Annotated in this window: 12 protein-coding genes; 9 read left to right on the forward strand and 3 right to left on the reverse strand. The window is 66.8% G+C overall.

Annotation, left to right across the window (positions count from 1 at the left end):
* Positions 1 to 118: 118 nt before the first annotated feature.
* From QRN53_RS05960 to QRN53_RS05970, 3 genes are read left to right on the forward strand one after another with little or no spacing between them, the layout of a single operon-like run.
* Positions 119 to 1,087: an ABC transporter ATP-binding protein gene (locus QRN53_RS05960; protein ID WP_285243089.1), complete on the forward strand. Its 969-nt coding sequence runs from the start codon at positions 119 to 121 to the stop codon at positions 1,085 to 1,087.
* A complete protein-coding gene (locus tag QRN53_RS05965; protein WP_285243090.1) occupies positions 1,084 to 1,851 on the forward strand; it encodes an ABC transporter permease in 768 nt (255 codons plus the stop codon). Before QRN53_RS05960 ends, QRN53_RS05965 begins: the two co-directional genes overlap by 4 nt.
* Positions 1,852 to 1,858: 7 nt before the next feature.
* A complete protein-coding gene (locus tag QRN53_RS05970) occupies positions 1,859 to 2,803 on the forward strand; it encodes a COX15/CtaA family protein (protein ID WP_285243091.1) in 945 nt (314 codons plus the stop codon).
* Positions 2,804 to 2,891: 88 nt separating this feature from the next.
* On the opposite strand, the gene QRN53_RS05975 is transcribed toward QRN53_RS05970, so the two are convergent.
* Both QRN53_RS05975 and QRN53_RS05980 read right to left on the reverse strand, forming a co-directional pair.
* On the reverse strand, positions 2,892 to 5,159 hold the full coding sequence (locus QRN53_RS05975) for a SulP family inorganic anion transporter (RefSeq protein ID WP_285243092.1): 2,268 nt from the start codon (positions 5,157 to 5,159) through the stop codon (positions 2,892 to 2,894).
* Between the two features lie 203 nt (positions 5,160 to 5,362).
* Positions 5,363 to 6,322, reverse strand: a complete 960-nt coding sequence (locus tag QRN53_RS05980) for a heme o synthase (protein ID WP_285243093.1) — start codon at positions 6,320 to 6,322, stop codon at positions 5,363 to 5,365.
* Positions 6,323 to 6,836: 514 nt separating this feature from the next.
* On the opposite strand from QRN53_RS05980, the gene tkt reads away from it, so the two are divergent.
* The 6 genes from tkt to pgl are packed head-to-tail and all read left to right on the forward strand — an operon-like array spanning position 6,837 to position 15,055.
* Positions 6,837 to 8,954 carry a transketolase gene (gene tkt, locus QRN53_RS05985; protein ID WP_285243231.1) on the forward strand — a complete coding sequence of 706 codons (2,118 nt, stop codon included), beginning with the start codon at positions 6,837 to 6,839 and terminating at the stop codon, positions 8,952 to 8,954.
* A gap of 26 nt (positions 8,955 to 8,980) precedes the next feature.
* Positions 8,981 to 10,096, forward strand: coding sequence for a transaldolase (gene tal, locus QRN53_RS05990; RefSeq protein ID WP_285243094.1), 1,116 nt, complete (start codon positions 8,981 to 8,983; stop codon positions 10,094 to 10,096).
* Between the two features lie 6 nt (positions 10,097 to 10,102).
* A complete protein-coding gene (locus QRN53_RS05995) occupies positions 10,103 to 11,734 on the forward strand; it encodes a phosphoglucose isomerase-related protein (protein WP_285243095.1) in 1,632 nt (543 codons plus the stop codon).
* A 15-nt stretch (positions 11,735 to 11,749) separates the two neighbouring features.
* A complete protein-coding gene (zwf, locus tag QRN53_RS06000; RefSeq protein ID WP_285243096.1) occupies positions 11,750 to 13,309 on the forward strand; it encodes a glucose-6-phosphate dehydrogenase in 1,560 nt (519 codons plus the stop codon).
* Positions 13,306 to 14,247 carry a glucose-6-phosphate dehydrogenase assembly protein OpcA gene (locus QRN53_RS06005; protein WP_285243097.1) on the forward strand — a complete coding sequence of 314 codons (942 nt, stop codon included), beginning with the start codon at positions 13,306 to 13,308 and terminating at the stop codon, positions 14,245 to 14,247. Before zwf ends, QRN53_RS06005 begins: the two co-directional genes overlap by 4 nt.
* Positions 14,237 to 15,055, forward strand: a complete 819-nt coding sequence (pgl, locus tag QRN53_RS06010; protein ID WP_285243098.1) for a 6-phosphogluconolactonase — start codon at positions 14,237 to 14,239, stop codon at positions 15,053 to 15,055. Before QRN53_RS06005 ends, pgl begins: the two co-directional genes overlap by 11 nt.
* Here the strand turns inward: pgl and QRN53_RS06015 are convergent.
* The gene (locus QRN53_RS06015) at positions 15,008 to 15,403 is read right to left on the reverse strand and encodes an RNA polymerase-binding protein RbpA (RefSeq protein ID WP_285243099.1); all 396 of its coding nucleotides are present in this window, start codon (positions 15,401 to 15,403) and stop codon (positions 15,008 to 15,010) included. The genes pgl and QRN53_RS06015 overlap by 48 nt on opposite strands.
* Positions 15,404 to 15,464 lie beyond the last annotated feature (61 nt).

Consider the following 15,464-nt stretch of genomic DNA (forward strand, 5'->3'; position numbering starts at 1 on the left):
GCAGGCTGACCTGAGGTCCCGGCGGAATGTGACCGCTGGCCGTCCACGCCCGGTGTCATCCCGCCACCGGACCTCCGGCCGGGACGGCACCGAATACTACATCCCGTAGAATACTTTGGTGCGATCCCCCAAGTCCCCTGTCCTGTCCATAAATGGGCTCATCAAGGACGTAGGCCCCCTGTCCAGCCTGGACGGAAAGATGCTCCGGGTGGTGAGCGGCGTTTCACTCATCGCCGAGCGGGGAGAAGTGACCGCGTTGCTGGGCGCCAACGGTGCCGGCAAGACAACCACCCTCGAATGCGCGCAGGGCCTGCAAAAGCGCAATGGCGGCAGCATCTCGCTGCTGGGCGAGGACCCGGCGGAGGCCGGCGCCGGCCTCCGTGCCCGCGTTGGCGTCATGCTCCAGGACGGCGGGCTCCCGCCGTCGGCACGGCCCCTGCCGCTGCTGCGGCATATCGCCGGCCTCTACGCCAACCCCTGGCCGCTGGAGGACCTGGTGGGCAGGCTGGGCATCGATACGTTCAGCCGGACCAGCGTCCGGAGGCTCTCCGGCGGCCAAAAGCAGCGCCTGGCCCTCGCCGCCGCACTGATCGGCCGGCCCGAAGTACTGTTCCTGGACGAGCCAAGCGCCGGCCTGGACCCGCAGTCCCGCCAGTTGGTGTTCGACCTGATTACCGAACTCCGCGACAGCGGCATGGGCATCATCCTCACGACCCACCTGATGGACGACGCCCAGCGCCTTGCCGATTACGTCTACATCATCGACGCCGGCCGCAACGTGGCCGAAGGTACGGTCCAGGAGCTCCTGCAGCACCGCCCGGTGGAAGACCAGGACGCCGAGCATGTCCGGACGCTGGTGTTCGAAGCCCCCGCGGGCCTGGACGTGGCCGCGGTGCTGCCCGCCGGCGTCGAGGTTTCCGAAGCTCGGGCCGGCAGTTATACCGTGACCGGAGCCCTGACGCCGCACCATCTGGCAGCCCTTGCCCAGTGGTGGGAAGCGAAAGGCATCATGCCGGCGTCCATGAGCCTCCAGGCGCGTAGCCTTGAAGACGTCTTTTTGGACATTTCGGGAAAGGACATCCGATGAGCGCCGCAGCCTTGAAGGAGCAACAGCAGCCCGCCACACTGCTGCGTCGCGTGCTGCTGCAGGGCAAGTACGAGGCGCTGACCATGCTCCGAAACGGCGAGCAGTTGATCCTTGCCGTGGTGCTTCCGCTGCTGGCCCTCGTCGGCCTGACGGTGACCCCGTTCCTGGACGGCATGGGCTCCAGCCGCGTGAACGTGGCGGTCCCCGGCATCCTCGCCCTCTGCGCCATGTCCACCGCCTTTACCGGCCAGGGCATAGCCACCGGATTCGACCGCCGGTACGGCGTCCTGCGGTTCCTGTCCACCACGCCGCTGGGCCGCGGTGGCCTGATCGCCGGGAAGGTCCTCTCAGTCCTGGCGGTCCTGTGCCTGCAGGTGGTTGTGGTGGGCACCGTGGCGCTGGCGCTGGGCTGGCAGCCGACGGCGGCGGGCTGGCTTCCCGGCCTGGGGCTGCTGGCGCTTGGCGCGGCGGCTTTCACGTCACTGGGACTGCTGGTGGCCGGAACGGTGCGGCCGGAAGCGACCCTGGCCATCACCAACCTGTTGTGGATCCTCCTGGGGGCCATGGGCGGCATCGTCATCCCGGCCGAACGGCTGCCGGCCGCAGCACAGGCCGTCATCCACTTCCTGCCCTCCGGCGCGCTCGGCGAGTCCATGCGCGCCGCATTCCTGGGCGGAGCCGTGAACGGCGGCGCCGCCCTCATCCTGCTGCTCTGGACGGTCATCGCCGGCGCCGCAGCCATCCGTTGGTTCAAGTGGAATTGAGAAAATCGTGACCACGGCTTCACGCCTCCCCCAGTTCGCCAGCCGCCTGGCGTCCCGGCTGCCCCGCGTTGTGGACGTCCGCGTCCGCCGTCTCGCCGTCGCCTCCTTGATCGGGCAGACACTCCTGGTGGTCACCGGCGGCGCCGTCCGGCTGACGGCGTCCGGACTTGGCTGCCCCACGTGGCCGCGCTGCACCTCTGATTCGCTGGTGAATACCCCGGAAATGGGCATTCACGGTTTCATCGAGTTCGGGAACCGGCTCCTGACGTTTGTTCTGGCCGCCGTAGCCGTGCTGCTGCTGGTCTACCTGTGGAACCTGCGGAAGGAACGCAAGGACCTCTTCCTGTTGGCCCTGGGCCTGCTGGCCAGCATCCCGGCGCAGGCAGTGATCGGCGGCATCACCGTCCTGACCAACCTCAACCCGTGGGTGGTGGGCCTGCACTTCCTGGTGTCCATGGCCCTGGTGGTGTTCTCCACTTTGCTGGTGAACCGCGCCTTCGGCCGAACGGGCCGTTTCCCGGCGGCACGGCCGGCGGTCCTTCCTGCCGTCGTGCGCCCGGTGACGGCCGCCGTCGCCCTCTTCTCTGCTGTTGCCGTCATGCTCGGCGTAGTGGTGACCGGAGCGGGCCCGCACGCGGGGGACGCGAATGCACCCCGCAACGACCTCGACTGGGACCTCGTCTCGCACATCCACGCCGTGCCCGCCTACCTGGTGACTGCCGGCACGGTGGTTGCCCTGGTCCTGGTCATCCGCCGGCGGATCCGCGGACCGTTCAGGACCGCTGTCCTGGCCCTCCTCGGAGTGACGGTCCTGCAGGCTGTCATCGGGTTCACCCAGTACTACAACGGCATTCCCGCGCTGCTGGTGGCGGCCCATATGCTCGGTGCGGCGCTGCTCATGGCCGCTTCCACGAACGCCTGGGACATCGCACGCTCAAGCACGGCCAGCTAGGCCAAGACACCGCCACAGAGCAGGCGCCCCGGTCCCTCCGGACCGGGGCGCCTGTGCATTGTGGCGAACCCTGGATCAGGCGCCGGGCCTAACCGGACGCCAGGACGCTGTCCTGCAACCCGGACCCTAACGCGGGATCGAGGTCCGCTATGCCGTCCGGCCGCACTTCCAGGACCCGAGCGGTGGCAATGTCGTAGAACAGCCCAATTGCCTGGACCCGTCCGCCGGCCAGGGCCGGCCCGGCGTGCGGATGGGTGCCGAGCTTGCCCAACTGCACGGCAACATTGACCATCGCCAACTGGTCCACCGCGGAGTACCCCGCAGCCGCGGCCTGCCTGCCCACGGGGTGGCCCGCGAGCCATTCCGCATGGCTTTGGCGCGCGTGCCCCAGCCAGCGGCCGAACGAAGGATCCAGGGAACCGTGGTCCGCACCGTCCGCCTCCGCAATCAGCGCGTTCATGGCGCCGCAGTTCGAGTGCCCGCAGATCACGAGCGACTTCACGCCCAGGCCGTTGACGGCGAAGGACAGCGCCGAGTCGATCGAGGCATCCTGGCCCTTGTTGCACACCACGTTCCCAATATTCCGCAGGGTCAGGAGATCGCCCGGGCCACTACTGGTGATCAGGTTGGGGTTGACGCGGGAGTCGACGCAGGCCACGAACAGGGCGTCCGGATTTTGCCCTTCGGCCAGGTCGTGCACCAGCGGACGTACCCGGTCCGCGAACCGGCGGTGATATTTATTGATGCCCTGCAGCAAGGATTCCTTCCGCGGCGGCAGCGGCAGCTCGCTGGCTCCACCACGCCGCGGCGATTGGTGCGCGGCATCCCGGAACAACGTGTTCCCGTGCTCTTCGAGGCTCACCGTGCCGCCCGCGGCCTGTTGCTGGACCTGCCAGGCCAGCAGGGCTTCGCGGAACGAGTTGTCCACGTAGTCCGCATTCAACTCCACCACGGCGTCCGCGGCGGCAGGAAGGGACTGCAGCGTCCCGTTCAACCGCGGAAGGGCGAAGAAGCTGCACGATCCCGCAACGGTCACCCGCCAGGGCGACGACGGCACGGCCGGCGGGTGGGCATGGATCGGGGCCCGCAGGACGCGCCACAACACGCAGGCGGCGGCCAGGGCCAGCCCGATCATGACGCCCTCCAGCAGGTTAAGGAAGACGACCGCACCCAGGGTCACGGCGTAGATGAGCAGGTCGCCTGTCCGCAGGCTGGTGCGGATATCGGCCACCTTAACCAGGCGCGCACCGATGACCACCAGCAGCCCGGCCAGGACGGCCAGCGGAATGAGCTGGATCAGCCCGGCGAAGAGCGCCGAGAAGGCAAGGACCCAGACGCCGTGCAGCACGGCGGACGCCCGGGTGGCCGCGCCGGCTTCCACATTGGTGGCGCTGCGGACAATCACCCCCGTGACGGGAAGGCCGCCCAGTGATCCGGAGACGATGTTTGCGGCGCCCTGGCCGACGAGTTCCTTATTGAGGTTGGTGCGCGGGCCGGTGTGCATTTTGTCCACGGCCACCGCGGAAAGGAGGGATCCGATGCTGGCGATCAGGGCCATGGTCAGGACCGCGAACGCAAACGCCCGCCAGTTTCCATCCGGCAGCTGCGGCAAGGCGACGGCATCGAAGATGGACCCGCCGAGGGAGATCCGCTCAACCCCCGGAGCAAAGGCGACGGCCAACGCGGTGCCCGCCGCAACAGCTGCCAGCGGGCCCGGCACCCGGCGGACACCAGACGGAAGGAACCGCCAGCCAAGCAGGATCGCGATGACTGCGAGGCCGAGCAGGGCCGCATGCAGTTCCAGGTTGGTAATGGCCGCGGGCAGCGCCGTGATGTTTTCAAGGGCAGAGCCCGCGGGTTGCGATCCCAAGAGCACGTGGAGCTGCTGCAGGATGATGGTGACGCCGATGCCGGCGAGCATGGCCTTGACCACCACGGGGGAAACGGCCAGGGCTGCCCGGCCAACGCGGCTGATTCCCAGCAGAAGCTGCACGACGCCGGCCGCCACGGTAATAGCGCACGTGACCTGCCAGCCGAACTCTTGCACGAGACTGGCCACGACGACGGTGAGCCCGGCCGCGGGTCCACTCACCTGGAGCGGGGAGCCACCCAGGCTGCCGGCCACAATGCCGCCGATGGCGGCGGCGATCAGTCCCGCCATGATGGGGGCGCCCGATGCCGCGGCGATGCCAAGGGAGAGTGGGAGTGCCACCAGGAAGACCACCAGGGATGCCGGGGCGTCGGCACCCAGATGTGAAGCAAATCCAGGCAAGCGTAGTTTTTTCCGGTCTTTGTTGCGGTGTCCGCCCGGTGGACTGTGGCTGGGCGCCGGGACGGCTGAGGGACGGGCTTCCATGGGCTTATTCCTTTGCTTGCGGGAAGGGTCCGGTCCACCCTAAGCAGGAGGTCATGTTCAATGACAGTTAACGTGATCGATATGACAAATATGTCAAATCGTTCGCCGGGGCAACAAAAAGGGCCCCACGCCTGCGGCGCAAACCAAGAAGGCGGCCCCCACCTTGAGGTGGGGGCCGCCTTCGGTCCTGCGAGGTGTTACGGCTAGCCGCCCACCACCGCACGCCCAATGAAAGGGTCCACCGCAAGGGCGATGAAGAGCAGCGTCAGGTAGCTGATGGAACCATGGAACACCTTCATGGCGCGCTTGTCAGAGATGTCCTCCCGCTGGGCGCGGCCATACAGGGCGTGGGATTCATAGAGGAACCAGGCGCCCGCCAGGACGGCGGTGACCGTGTAAACCCAGCCGGCACCGCCGGCGGGAATCATCAGCAGGGAGCACGCAACCATGGCCCAGGCGTAGAGGACTACCTGGACGGAGACCACCTTGGCGCCGGCGATGGCGCCCAGCATGGGGACCTTGGCGTTGCGGTAGTCTTCGCCGTAACGCATGGAGAGCGGCCAGTAGTGCGGCGGGGTCCACAGGAAGATCACCATGAAAAGGATGATCGCCGGCCACTCCACCGAATTGGTCACCGCGGCCCAGGCAATCAGGACCGGGAAGCAGCCTGCGGCGCCTCCCCACACAATGTTCTGGGCGGTGCGGCGCTTCAGGATCATGGTGTAGACCACCACGTAGAAGAAGATGGCACCGAGGCCGAGCCAGGCCGAGAGCGGGTTGGCGCCAAACCAGAGGATCACGATCGCCGCCGCCCCCAGCAGCCAGGAGAAAACCAGCGCTTCACGGGGCGTGACTTCGCCGGTCACCAAGGGCCGGTTCTCGGTGCGGTGCATCAGCTTGTCGATGTCCCGGTCGATGTAGCAGTTGAATGCCCCGGCACTGCCGGCGGCGAAGGCGCCTCCCACCAGGGTGGCAAGGATCAGGCCGATCGAGGGGAAGCCCCGTTCGGCGTAGATCATGGTGGGCAGCGTGCTCACCAGGAGCAGTTCGATCACGCGGGGCTTGGTGAGGGCGAGATACGCCTTTGCCTTGCGGGCAAACCCGGCGCCGGAGGCCCGGGATGCGTTTAGCGGCGTATCTGTTGTGCTCACGGTGGCAGTCACCCGTTCTGTGTGGCAGTTGAGGCTGGCTGTGCAGCTCCGGTCGTACGGCCCGGTCCCGGGCATGGCACGACGGACGGAAATTGCCATGTGCCTGCATCAGCCGGGAAACTCCGGGCGACATTGATGCCCACCGGTGTTGGCCTCCGAATATCATACCGCGCCGGCACCCCCGTCCCGGGCCCGCCATATGCGCAGTTGATTGCTCGAAGGCCCATTCGAGCAGATTAAGTCAGCCCCTCGCCGGAACGTTTCACAAAAGGTGAAATTGCGTCCAAAACGTGAGATTTGCGCCGCCCGGACTATGGATAAGAGCTAAGCTGTCACCAGATCAGCACGCAGCAAGAAAGCGGTGGAAAACGCATTCCCGCTGCTGTCGGTGACTGATGGCAAGGATCAACGTTTCGATGGTGAACGGCTGGTACACACACCGCAGCGGCCGCCCACAGCGCGCTCTGATGGAACCGGTGTACCAACCGCCGCCAGCACAGAGAGGGGCCCGGTTTTCGTGCCACATTTGGAAGAGCAAGAACTGTCATGGACCAGCTTGGACCAGAAGGCCGTGGACACCATCCGCGTCCTGGCTGCCGATGCCGTGGAGAAGGTGGGTAACGGCCACCCCGGTACGGCGATGAGCCTGGCCCCGGCCGCATACCTTCTCTTCCAGAAGCTGATGCGCCACGACCCCCGCGACCCGCACTGGCTGGGCCGCGACCGCTTCATCCTGTCCCCCGGCCACACCTCCCTGACGCTTTACATCCAGTTGTTCCTTTCCGGCTACGGGCTGGAACTGAAGGACCTTGAGGCGCTGCGCACCTGGGGTTCACTCACCCCCGGACACCCTGAGTACAAGCACACCGCCGGCGTGGAAATCACCACCGGTCCGCTGGGCCAGGGCCTTGCGTCCTCCGTGGGCTTCGCCTACTCGCAGCGCCGCCAGCGCGGACTGTTTGACGCCGACGCTCCGGCGGGCGAGTCGCCGTTCGACCACACCATCTGGGTCATCGCCTCCGACGGCGACCTCCAGGAAGGCGTTACCTCCGAGGCATCCTCGCTGGCCGGCCACCAGGAACTCGGGAACCTTGTGGTGATCTACGACGAGAACCACATTTCCATCGAGGACGACACCGACATCGCATTCACCGAGGATGTCCTGAAGCGCTATGAGGCCTACGGCTGGCACACCCAGCGCGTGGACTGGACCCGCACTGGCGAATACAAGGAAGACGTCCAGGAGCTCTACTCGGCCCTGCTCGCAGCCAAGGCCGAAACCTCCAAGCCGTCCATCATCTCGCTGCGCACCATCATCGGCTACCCGGCACCCAAGAAGCAGAACACCGGCAAGATCCACGGCTCGGCCTTGGGCACTGAGGAAGTCGCCGCACTGAAGGAAGTACTGGGCTTCGACCCCGCCAAGTCCTTCGAGGTGGACCAGGAAGTGCTCGAGCACGCCCGCTCCGTGGTTGAACGCGGCGCTGCCGAACACAAGGAATGGGAAGAGTCCTTCAACGCCTGGCAGGCAGCAAACCCGGAAGGCGCCGCACTCCTTCAGCGCATCGAAGCCCGCGAACTGCCCGAGGGCATCGACGACGCCCTCCCGGTCTTCCCCGCAGGCAAGGACGTTTCCACCCGCGCAGCGTCCGGCAAGGTCCTCAACGCACTGGGCCCGGTCATGCCCGAACTCTGGGGCGGCTCCGCCGACCTCGCCGAGTCCAACAACACCACCATCGAGGGCTCGCCGTCCTTCGTGCCGGCTTCCAAGCAGACCGACGCGTGGTCCGGCAACCCGTACGGCCGGGTGCTGCACTTCGGCATCCGCGAGCACGCTGCGGCGTCGATCGTCAATGGCATCAGCCTGGCGGGCAACACCCGCGCCTTCTCCGGCACCTTCCTGATCTTCAGCGATTACCAGCGCCCCGCCATCCGCCTCGGCGCCCTCATGGGTGTGCCGTCGCTGTATGTCTGGACGCACGACTCCATCGGCCTGGGCGAGGACGGCCCCACCCACCAGCCGGTGGAACAGCTCGCCTCCCTGCGCGCCATCGTGGGCCTGGACGTTGTCCGCCCGGGCGACGCCAACGAGGTCGCTGCTGCATGGAAGACCATGCTGGAAAACCACGCCAACCCGGCAGGAATCGTCCTGACGCGCCAGAACATCCCCACCTGGGAACGCGGTACGGGCGACGCCGACGGCGACACCTTCGGTTCCACCGCCGGTGTTGCAAAGGGCGGCTACGTCCTGGCTGAGGCGTCGAAGGATGGCGCCACGGTGCCGGCCGACGTGATCCTCATTGCCACCGGCTCCGAGGTCCAGCTGGCCGTCCAGGCCCGCGAAGCCCTGCAGGCCGATGGCATTGCCGCCCGCGTGGTCTCCATGCCGTGCGTCGAATGGTTCAAGAAGCAGGACGCCGCCTACCGCGAATCCGTCCTCCCGGCCGCCGTCAAGGCACGCGTCTCGGTGGAAGCCGGCCTGGCCCTGGGCTGGCGGGAATTCGTCGGCGACGCCGGCCATTCCATCAGCCTCGAGCACTATGGCGCTTCCGCAGACTACAAGCGCCTTTTCCAGGAGTTCGGCATCACCGCGGAAGCCGTGGCCGCTGCCGCCAAGGACTCCCTCAACAGCCTCCAGGCCTGAAACCCCAATTTCCAGGAGAAATGACAATGACTACTCCCACCCAGCAGCTCTCCGACGCCGGAGTGTCCATCTGGCTCGACGACCTCTCCCGCAAGCGCCTGGAAACGGGCACCCTGCGCAAGCTCATCGAGGAAAAGAACGTGGTTGGCGTGACCACCAACCCGTCCATCTTCCATGCAGCCATCACCTCGGGCACTGACTACGACACCACCATTGCAGCCCAGGCCGCGGCCGGCGCCAGCGTCGAGGAAACGATCTTCGAGATCACCACCACGGACGTCGCCGACGCCTGCGACCTCTTCGCCCCCGTGGCAGCAGCCACCAAGGGCGTCGACGGCCGCGTGTCCATCGAAGTCGACCCCCGCCTGGCCTGGGACACCGCGGGCACCATCGCCGAGGCCAAGCACCTCTACCAGCGGGTCAACAAGGACAACGTCCACATCAAGATCCCGGCAACCCTTGAGGGTCTCGAAGCCATCACCGCCACTTTGGCCGAGGGCATCAGCGTCAACGTGACCCTGATCTTCTCCCTGGAGCGCTACCGCGCGGTTATCAACGCGTTCCAGTCCGGCCTGGAGCAGGCCAAGGAAAACGGCCACGACCTCGCCAAGATCCACTCCGTGGCATCGTTCTTCGTCTCCCGCGTGGACACCGAGATCGACAAGCGCCTGGACGCGATCGGCACCGAGGAAGCCAAGGCACTCAAGGGCAAGGCCGGCGTTGCCAACGCCCGCCTGGCCTACCAGGTCTACGAGGAACTCTTCTCCACCGAACGCTGGGCACTGCTTGCCGGGGCCGGGGCGCTCCCCCAGCGTCCGCTGTGGGCTTCCACCGGCGTGAAGGACCCGGCCTACCCGGACACCCTCTACGTCACCGAACTCGTGGCCCCCGGCGTCGTCAACACCATGCCGGAGAAGACCCTGGACGCCACATTCGATCACGGCGTGGTCACCGGCGACACCGTCACCGGCACCTACGCCGAAGCAAACGCCACCCTGGACGCCTTGGAAAAGCTCGGCATTTCCTACAACGACGTCGTCGCCCTGCTTGAAACCGAAGGCCTGGACAAGTTCGTGTCCAGCTGGAAGGAACTGCTGGCCGACGTCGAAGGTGCCCTCGCCTCTGCACGGAAGGCTTCCTAACACACAATGAGCACACTCAGCTTCGACGCTACCGGCGCTGCACAGCAGGCCCTGGAACAGCACCTTCCCGCCCTGGTCGAGGACAGGATCGCCACCCGGATCTTCGCGAAAGACCACACCCTGTGGGGTCCTGACGCCGAGTCCGAGTCGGCAATCCGCCTCGGCTGGGTGGAGGCGGCCACCGTTTCACAGCCCTTGGTCAAGGACATCCTGGAACTCCGTGATGCCCTGCGCGCCGAGGGCGTCACAAGGATCGTGCTTTGCGGCATGGGCGGATCCTCGCTCGCTCCGGAGGTCATCGCAGGCACGGCGGGCGTCGAGCTGACGGTGCTGGACAGCACGGACCCCGACCAGGTCCGTACTGCCCTCGAGGACCGGCTGGCCGAGACCGCAATCGTGGTCTCGTCCAAGTCCGGTTCCACCCTGGAGACCGACTCGCAACGCCGCATCTTCGAGCAGGCCTTCACCGAGGCCGGCCTGGACGCCAAGAGCCGCATCATCATCGTGACCGATCCCGGTTCTCCGCTGGACAAGTCGTCCCGCGAAACCGGGTACCGGGCAGTGTTCAATGCCGATCCCAACGTCGGCGGCCGCTATTCGGCGTTGACGGCATTTGGCCTGGTGCCTTCGGGCCTGGCCGGAGTCGACATCCAGGCCTTCCTGGACGAGGCAGAGGAAGCGGCTGAGGTCCTCAATGACGACGCCCCTGACAACATCGGTCTTGCCCTGGGCGCGGCCCTGGGCGGAACCAGCCCGCTGCGCAACAAGGTCGTCATTGCGGAGGACGGCTCGGGCATCGTTGGCTTCGCCGACTGGGCCGAGCAGCTCATCGCTGAATCGACAGGCAAGCTGGGCACGGGCATCCTGCCCGTCGTCGCGGGCCCCAACGCTCCGGAGGTGACCGCCGGCGCTCCCGACGTCCTGGTGGTCCGGCTGGTGGCCGCGGATGCCGACGTCGAACCCGGAGAGAACCAGGTGGCCATTGCCGGCGGCCTGGCCACCCAAATGATGGTCTGGGAATTTGCCACCGCCGTTGCGGGCCGCCTGCTGGGCATCAACCCGTTCGACCAGCCCGATGTGGAAGCCGCCAAAGTGGCTGCCCGGGGACTGCTGGACGCCCAGCCGGAGCCGACGCCTGCCGCTTTCGTGGACGGTGCAATCGAAGTCCGCGGGGGCGACTGGCTCGGTGGCGCCACCACGGCCGCTGACGCCGTCAAGGCACTCCTTGGCACGCTGGCTGCCGACAGCTACCTGAGCGTCCAGGCCTACTTCGACCGACTGGCGTTTGCCGGACTAGAGGGAATCCGCGATGAACTCGCGGCAGCCTCCGGCCGTCCGGTGACGTTCGGCTGGGGCCCGCGCTTCCTGCACTCCACCGGGCAGTTCCACAAGGGCGGACCGGCAATCGGAGTTTTCCTGCAGGTCACCGCTGCTGCGGCAGAGGACCTCGCGATTCCGGACCGGCCGTTCAGCTTCGGCGAGCTTATTGCCGCCCAGGCTGCAGGCGACGCCCAGGTCCTGGGCCAGCACGGCCGTCCCGTGCTCCGCCTCCACCTCACCGACCGTGCCGCCGGTGTGGCGCAGCTGCAGGACCTTGTCGCTGCCTTGTCCACCCGCGCATCCGCAACCGAGAGCTAAGGCGCAGAAGCAACCATGCCAGAAACTGAATACGGCAGGAAAGGCGCGGGCCGCGGGCGTAATCCGCTGCGCGACCCGCGTGACCGCCGTCTGAACCGGATTGCCGGTCCGTCCTCGCTTGTCCTCTTCGGGGTCACGGGTGACCTTGCCCGGAAGAAACTCATGCCGGCGGTGTACGACCTCGCAAACCGCGGGTTGTTGCCTCCCAGCTTCGCGCTGGTGGGATTCGCCCGGCGTGAGTGGGACAAGGAGGATTTCGCCGCCGAGGTGAAGGCCTCCGTACAGGAACACGCCCGCACCCCCTTTGATGAGGCGGTCTGGAACCAGCTGTCCGAGGGTATCCGGTTTGTGCAGGGAGAGTTCGACGACGACGCGGCGTTTGAGCGGCTAGGCGAGACGATCAAGGAGCTCGACGACGTCCGCGGCACCCGCGGGAACCACGCGTTCTACCTGTCGATTCCGCCGAAGGCCTTCGAGCAGGTGTGCCGGCAGTTGTCCAAGCACGGCCTGGCGCAGGCTGATGGGGATAAGTGGCGGCGGGTGGTGATCGAGAAGCCGTTCGGCCATGACCTGGAATCGGCGCGGCAGCTCAATGACATCGTGGAGTCCGTCTTCCCGCCGGATGCTGTGTTCCGGATCGACCACTACCTGGGCAAGGAAACGGTGCAGAACATCCTGGCGCTTCGTTTCGCCAACCAGTTGTTCGAGCCGTTGTGGAACGCCAACTACGTGGACCATGTCCAGATCACCATGGCCGAGGACATCGGCACCGGTGGGCGGGCCGGGTATTACGACGGCGTGGGCGCGGCCCGCGACGTGATCCAGAACCACCTGCTCCAGCTGCTGGCACTGACGGCGATGGAGGAACCGATCTCCTTCAACGCCGATGACCTGCGGGCGGAGAAGGAAAAGGTGTTGGCCGCGGTCAAGCTCCCGGAAGATCTCTCCACGCACTCTGCGCGCGGCCAGTTCAGCGGCGGCTGGCAGGGCGGCGAGCAGGTCCAGGGGTACCTGGAAGAGGAAGGCATCCCCGCGGACTCCACCACCGAGACGTACGCGGCGGTACGGGTGGACATCCACACCCGCCGCTGGTCCGGGGTGCCGTTCTACCTGCGTGCCGGCAAGCGCCTGGGACGTCGCGTGACCGAGATCGCTGTGGTCTTCAAACGCGCCCCCAACCTGCTCTTCCGTGACCATGGCGAGGACGATTTCGGCCAGAACGCCGTGGTGATCCGGGTCCAGCCTGACGAGGGCGTGACCATCCGTTTCGGGTCCAAGGTTCCCGGTACCCAGATGGAAGTCCGGGATGTGACCATGGACTTCGGTTACGGGCACTCCTTCACCGAGTCCTCCCCCGAAGCCTACGAACGGCTGATCCTGGACGTGCTGCTCGGTGAGCCGCCGCTGTTCCCGCGGCACGAGGAAGTGGAACTGTCCTGGAAGATCCTTGACCCGTTCGAGGAATACTGGGCCACCCTGAACGAACAGCCCGAACCGTACGCCCCCGGCTCCTGGGGCCCGGCCAGCGCCGATGAGCTGCTGGCCCGCGACGGACGAACCTGGAGAAGGCCATGATCGTAAACCTCCCCGATACCACCACCTCGAAGGTATCCAAGAAGCTGATGTCCCTGCGAGAGCAGGGCGGTGTGATCGCCCTGGGCCGGGTCCTGACCCTGGTGGTCGTGACAAAGTCCGGTCTTGAGGAAGAAGCGATCGAGGCCGCGAACGACGCCAGCAGGGAACACCCCTGCCGTATCATCGTCCTGGCCGACGCCGGGAAAGACCACGAAGACCGGCTCGACGCGCAGATCAGGGTTGGCGGCGACGCCGGCGCGTCCGAGGTCATCGTGCTGCGCGGCTACGGCCAGCTCGCGCACGAGTCCGAATCCCTCGTGGCTGCGCTGCTGCTCCCGGACGCCCCAATCGTGGCCTGGTGGCCGCACGGGGCGCCGGCGAACGCCTGCGAAACCTCCATCGGCGCGATCGCGCACCGCCGGATCACCGATTCCGCCAACGAACCGGATCCGCAGGCCGCGCTGGAACGGATCCACCACACCTACAAAGCCGGTGACACCGACCTCGCCTGGACCCGCCTGACAAACTGGCGGATCCAGCTCGCGGCTGCCCTGGACGAAGTCGATTCCTCACCGGTCACCGCGGTCGCGGTCGAAGGCGCCTCGGATTCACCCTCCACCATCCTGCTCGCCGCCTGGCTCACCCTGACCCTGGACGCCCCCGTGACCATCGTCGCGGACCCGGCCGGGACAGGGATCCGCCGCGTCCGGCTCACCCGCCCCGGCGGCGACGTGCAGCTGTTCCGCCCCGGACTCTCCGTCGCCGAGCTCACCCAGCCCGGCCAGCCCGCCCAACGGATCACCCTCCCACGCCGCAGCCTCCGCGACTGCCTGGCCGAAGAACTACGCCGGCTCGACCCCGACGAAGTATTTGGCGAAGTGATTACTATTGGACTGCCACGTACCAATCTAAGGAGCGTCCGACCCAGTGAGCGTTGACCCCAGAGTAAGCATCCATCCTGATTCGTCCGTCCTCATGGCCGCGATTGCGGCCCGCCTGATCACCAAGCTCGTTGATGTCCAGGACAAGTACGGCGAAGCCACCGTGGTGCTCACCGGGGGGACCGTGGGGATCGGCACGCTGAAGGCTGTTGCCGATTCCCCGGCGGCGCCCGCCGTCGACTGGTCCAAGGTCAACTTCTGGTGGGGTGACGAACGCTTTGTGGGTACGAACGATCCGGACCGGAACACCAAGCAGGCGTTCGATGCCCTGCTCTCGCACATTCCGGTAGACCCCGAACGAGTCCACTCCCCCGGTTCCGCAGACCAGTTCGGTACTGCCGAAGAGGCTGCCGAAGACTATGCGCGGCAGCTCCGGGACGCGGCGGCGGCCGAACATGCGGCCGATATGTCCGATGACCGGCCGGACGAGCCGTCAACCCTGCCCCGCCTCGACGTGGTGCTCTTGGGTGTAGGGCCTGACGCCCACATCGCGTCCCTGTTTCCTGAGCAGGCGGGCATCCGGGAAAAGAACCTGACGGTGGTGGGTGTGCGCAACTCGCCCAAGCCCCCGCCGCTCCGGATTTCCCTCACGCTGCCGGCCATCAACACGGCGTCCGAGGTCTGGATGGTTGTGGCTGGAGAGGACAAGGCCGGGGCTGTTGGACTTGCCCTTGCCGGCGCCAATCCGGTCCAGGTACCCGCAGCCGGCCCGCGGGGCACCTCCCGCACCCTGTGGCTGATTGACGAAAACGCGGCCTCACGTGTCCCGCAGCAACTCGTCCGGAAGGACGCCGCGGGCGCGTAGCTTTTCCAGCGCTCCGGCCAGGACGTCCTCGGCGTCCTGGCCGGAGCGTCGCTCTTTAACGTATTCCAGGTGGCTCTTGTACCCGTCGTCATAGGGATCGGCCAAGGCCGCTGCCTGCCCCTCACGGGAGGCGGGGGCACCGCAGCGCCGGCAATCCCAGGTCACGGGAATCTGGTCCTCAGGCAGCTTGAGGAAGACGGGCTGGGTTTCGTGCCCTTTCGCGCACCAGTAGGAGACGCGGATGCGCGGGAGGGGCCGGGCTGAAGAATCGGTGGACTGCAGACTCGATCCGGACCCTGCCGTCACCCCGACGCGTGTCCCCCGAAAGCCTGATGCTGGATGGACCATGACATCTCCTGCCTTGAAGCGGATGGCCGGGTCCGGGCAGCTTAAATGCAACTGTGGCTGC

The organism is Pseudarthrobacter sp. fls2-241-R2A-127 (assembly GCF_030209355.1).
Lineage (GTDB): Bacteria > Actinomycetota > Actinomycetes > Actinomycetales > Micrococcaceae > Arthrobacter.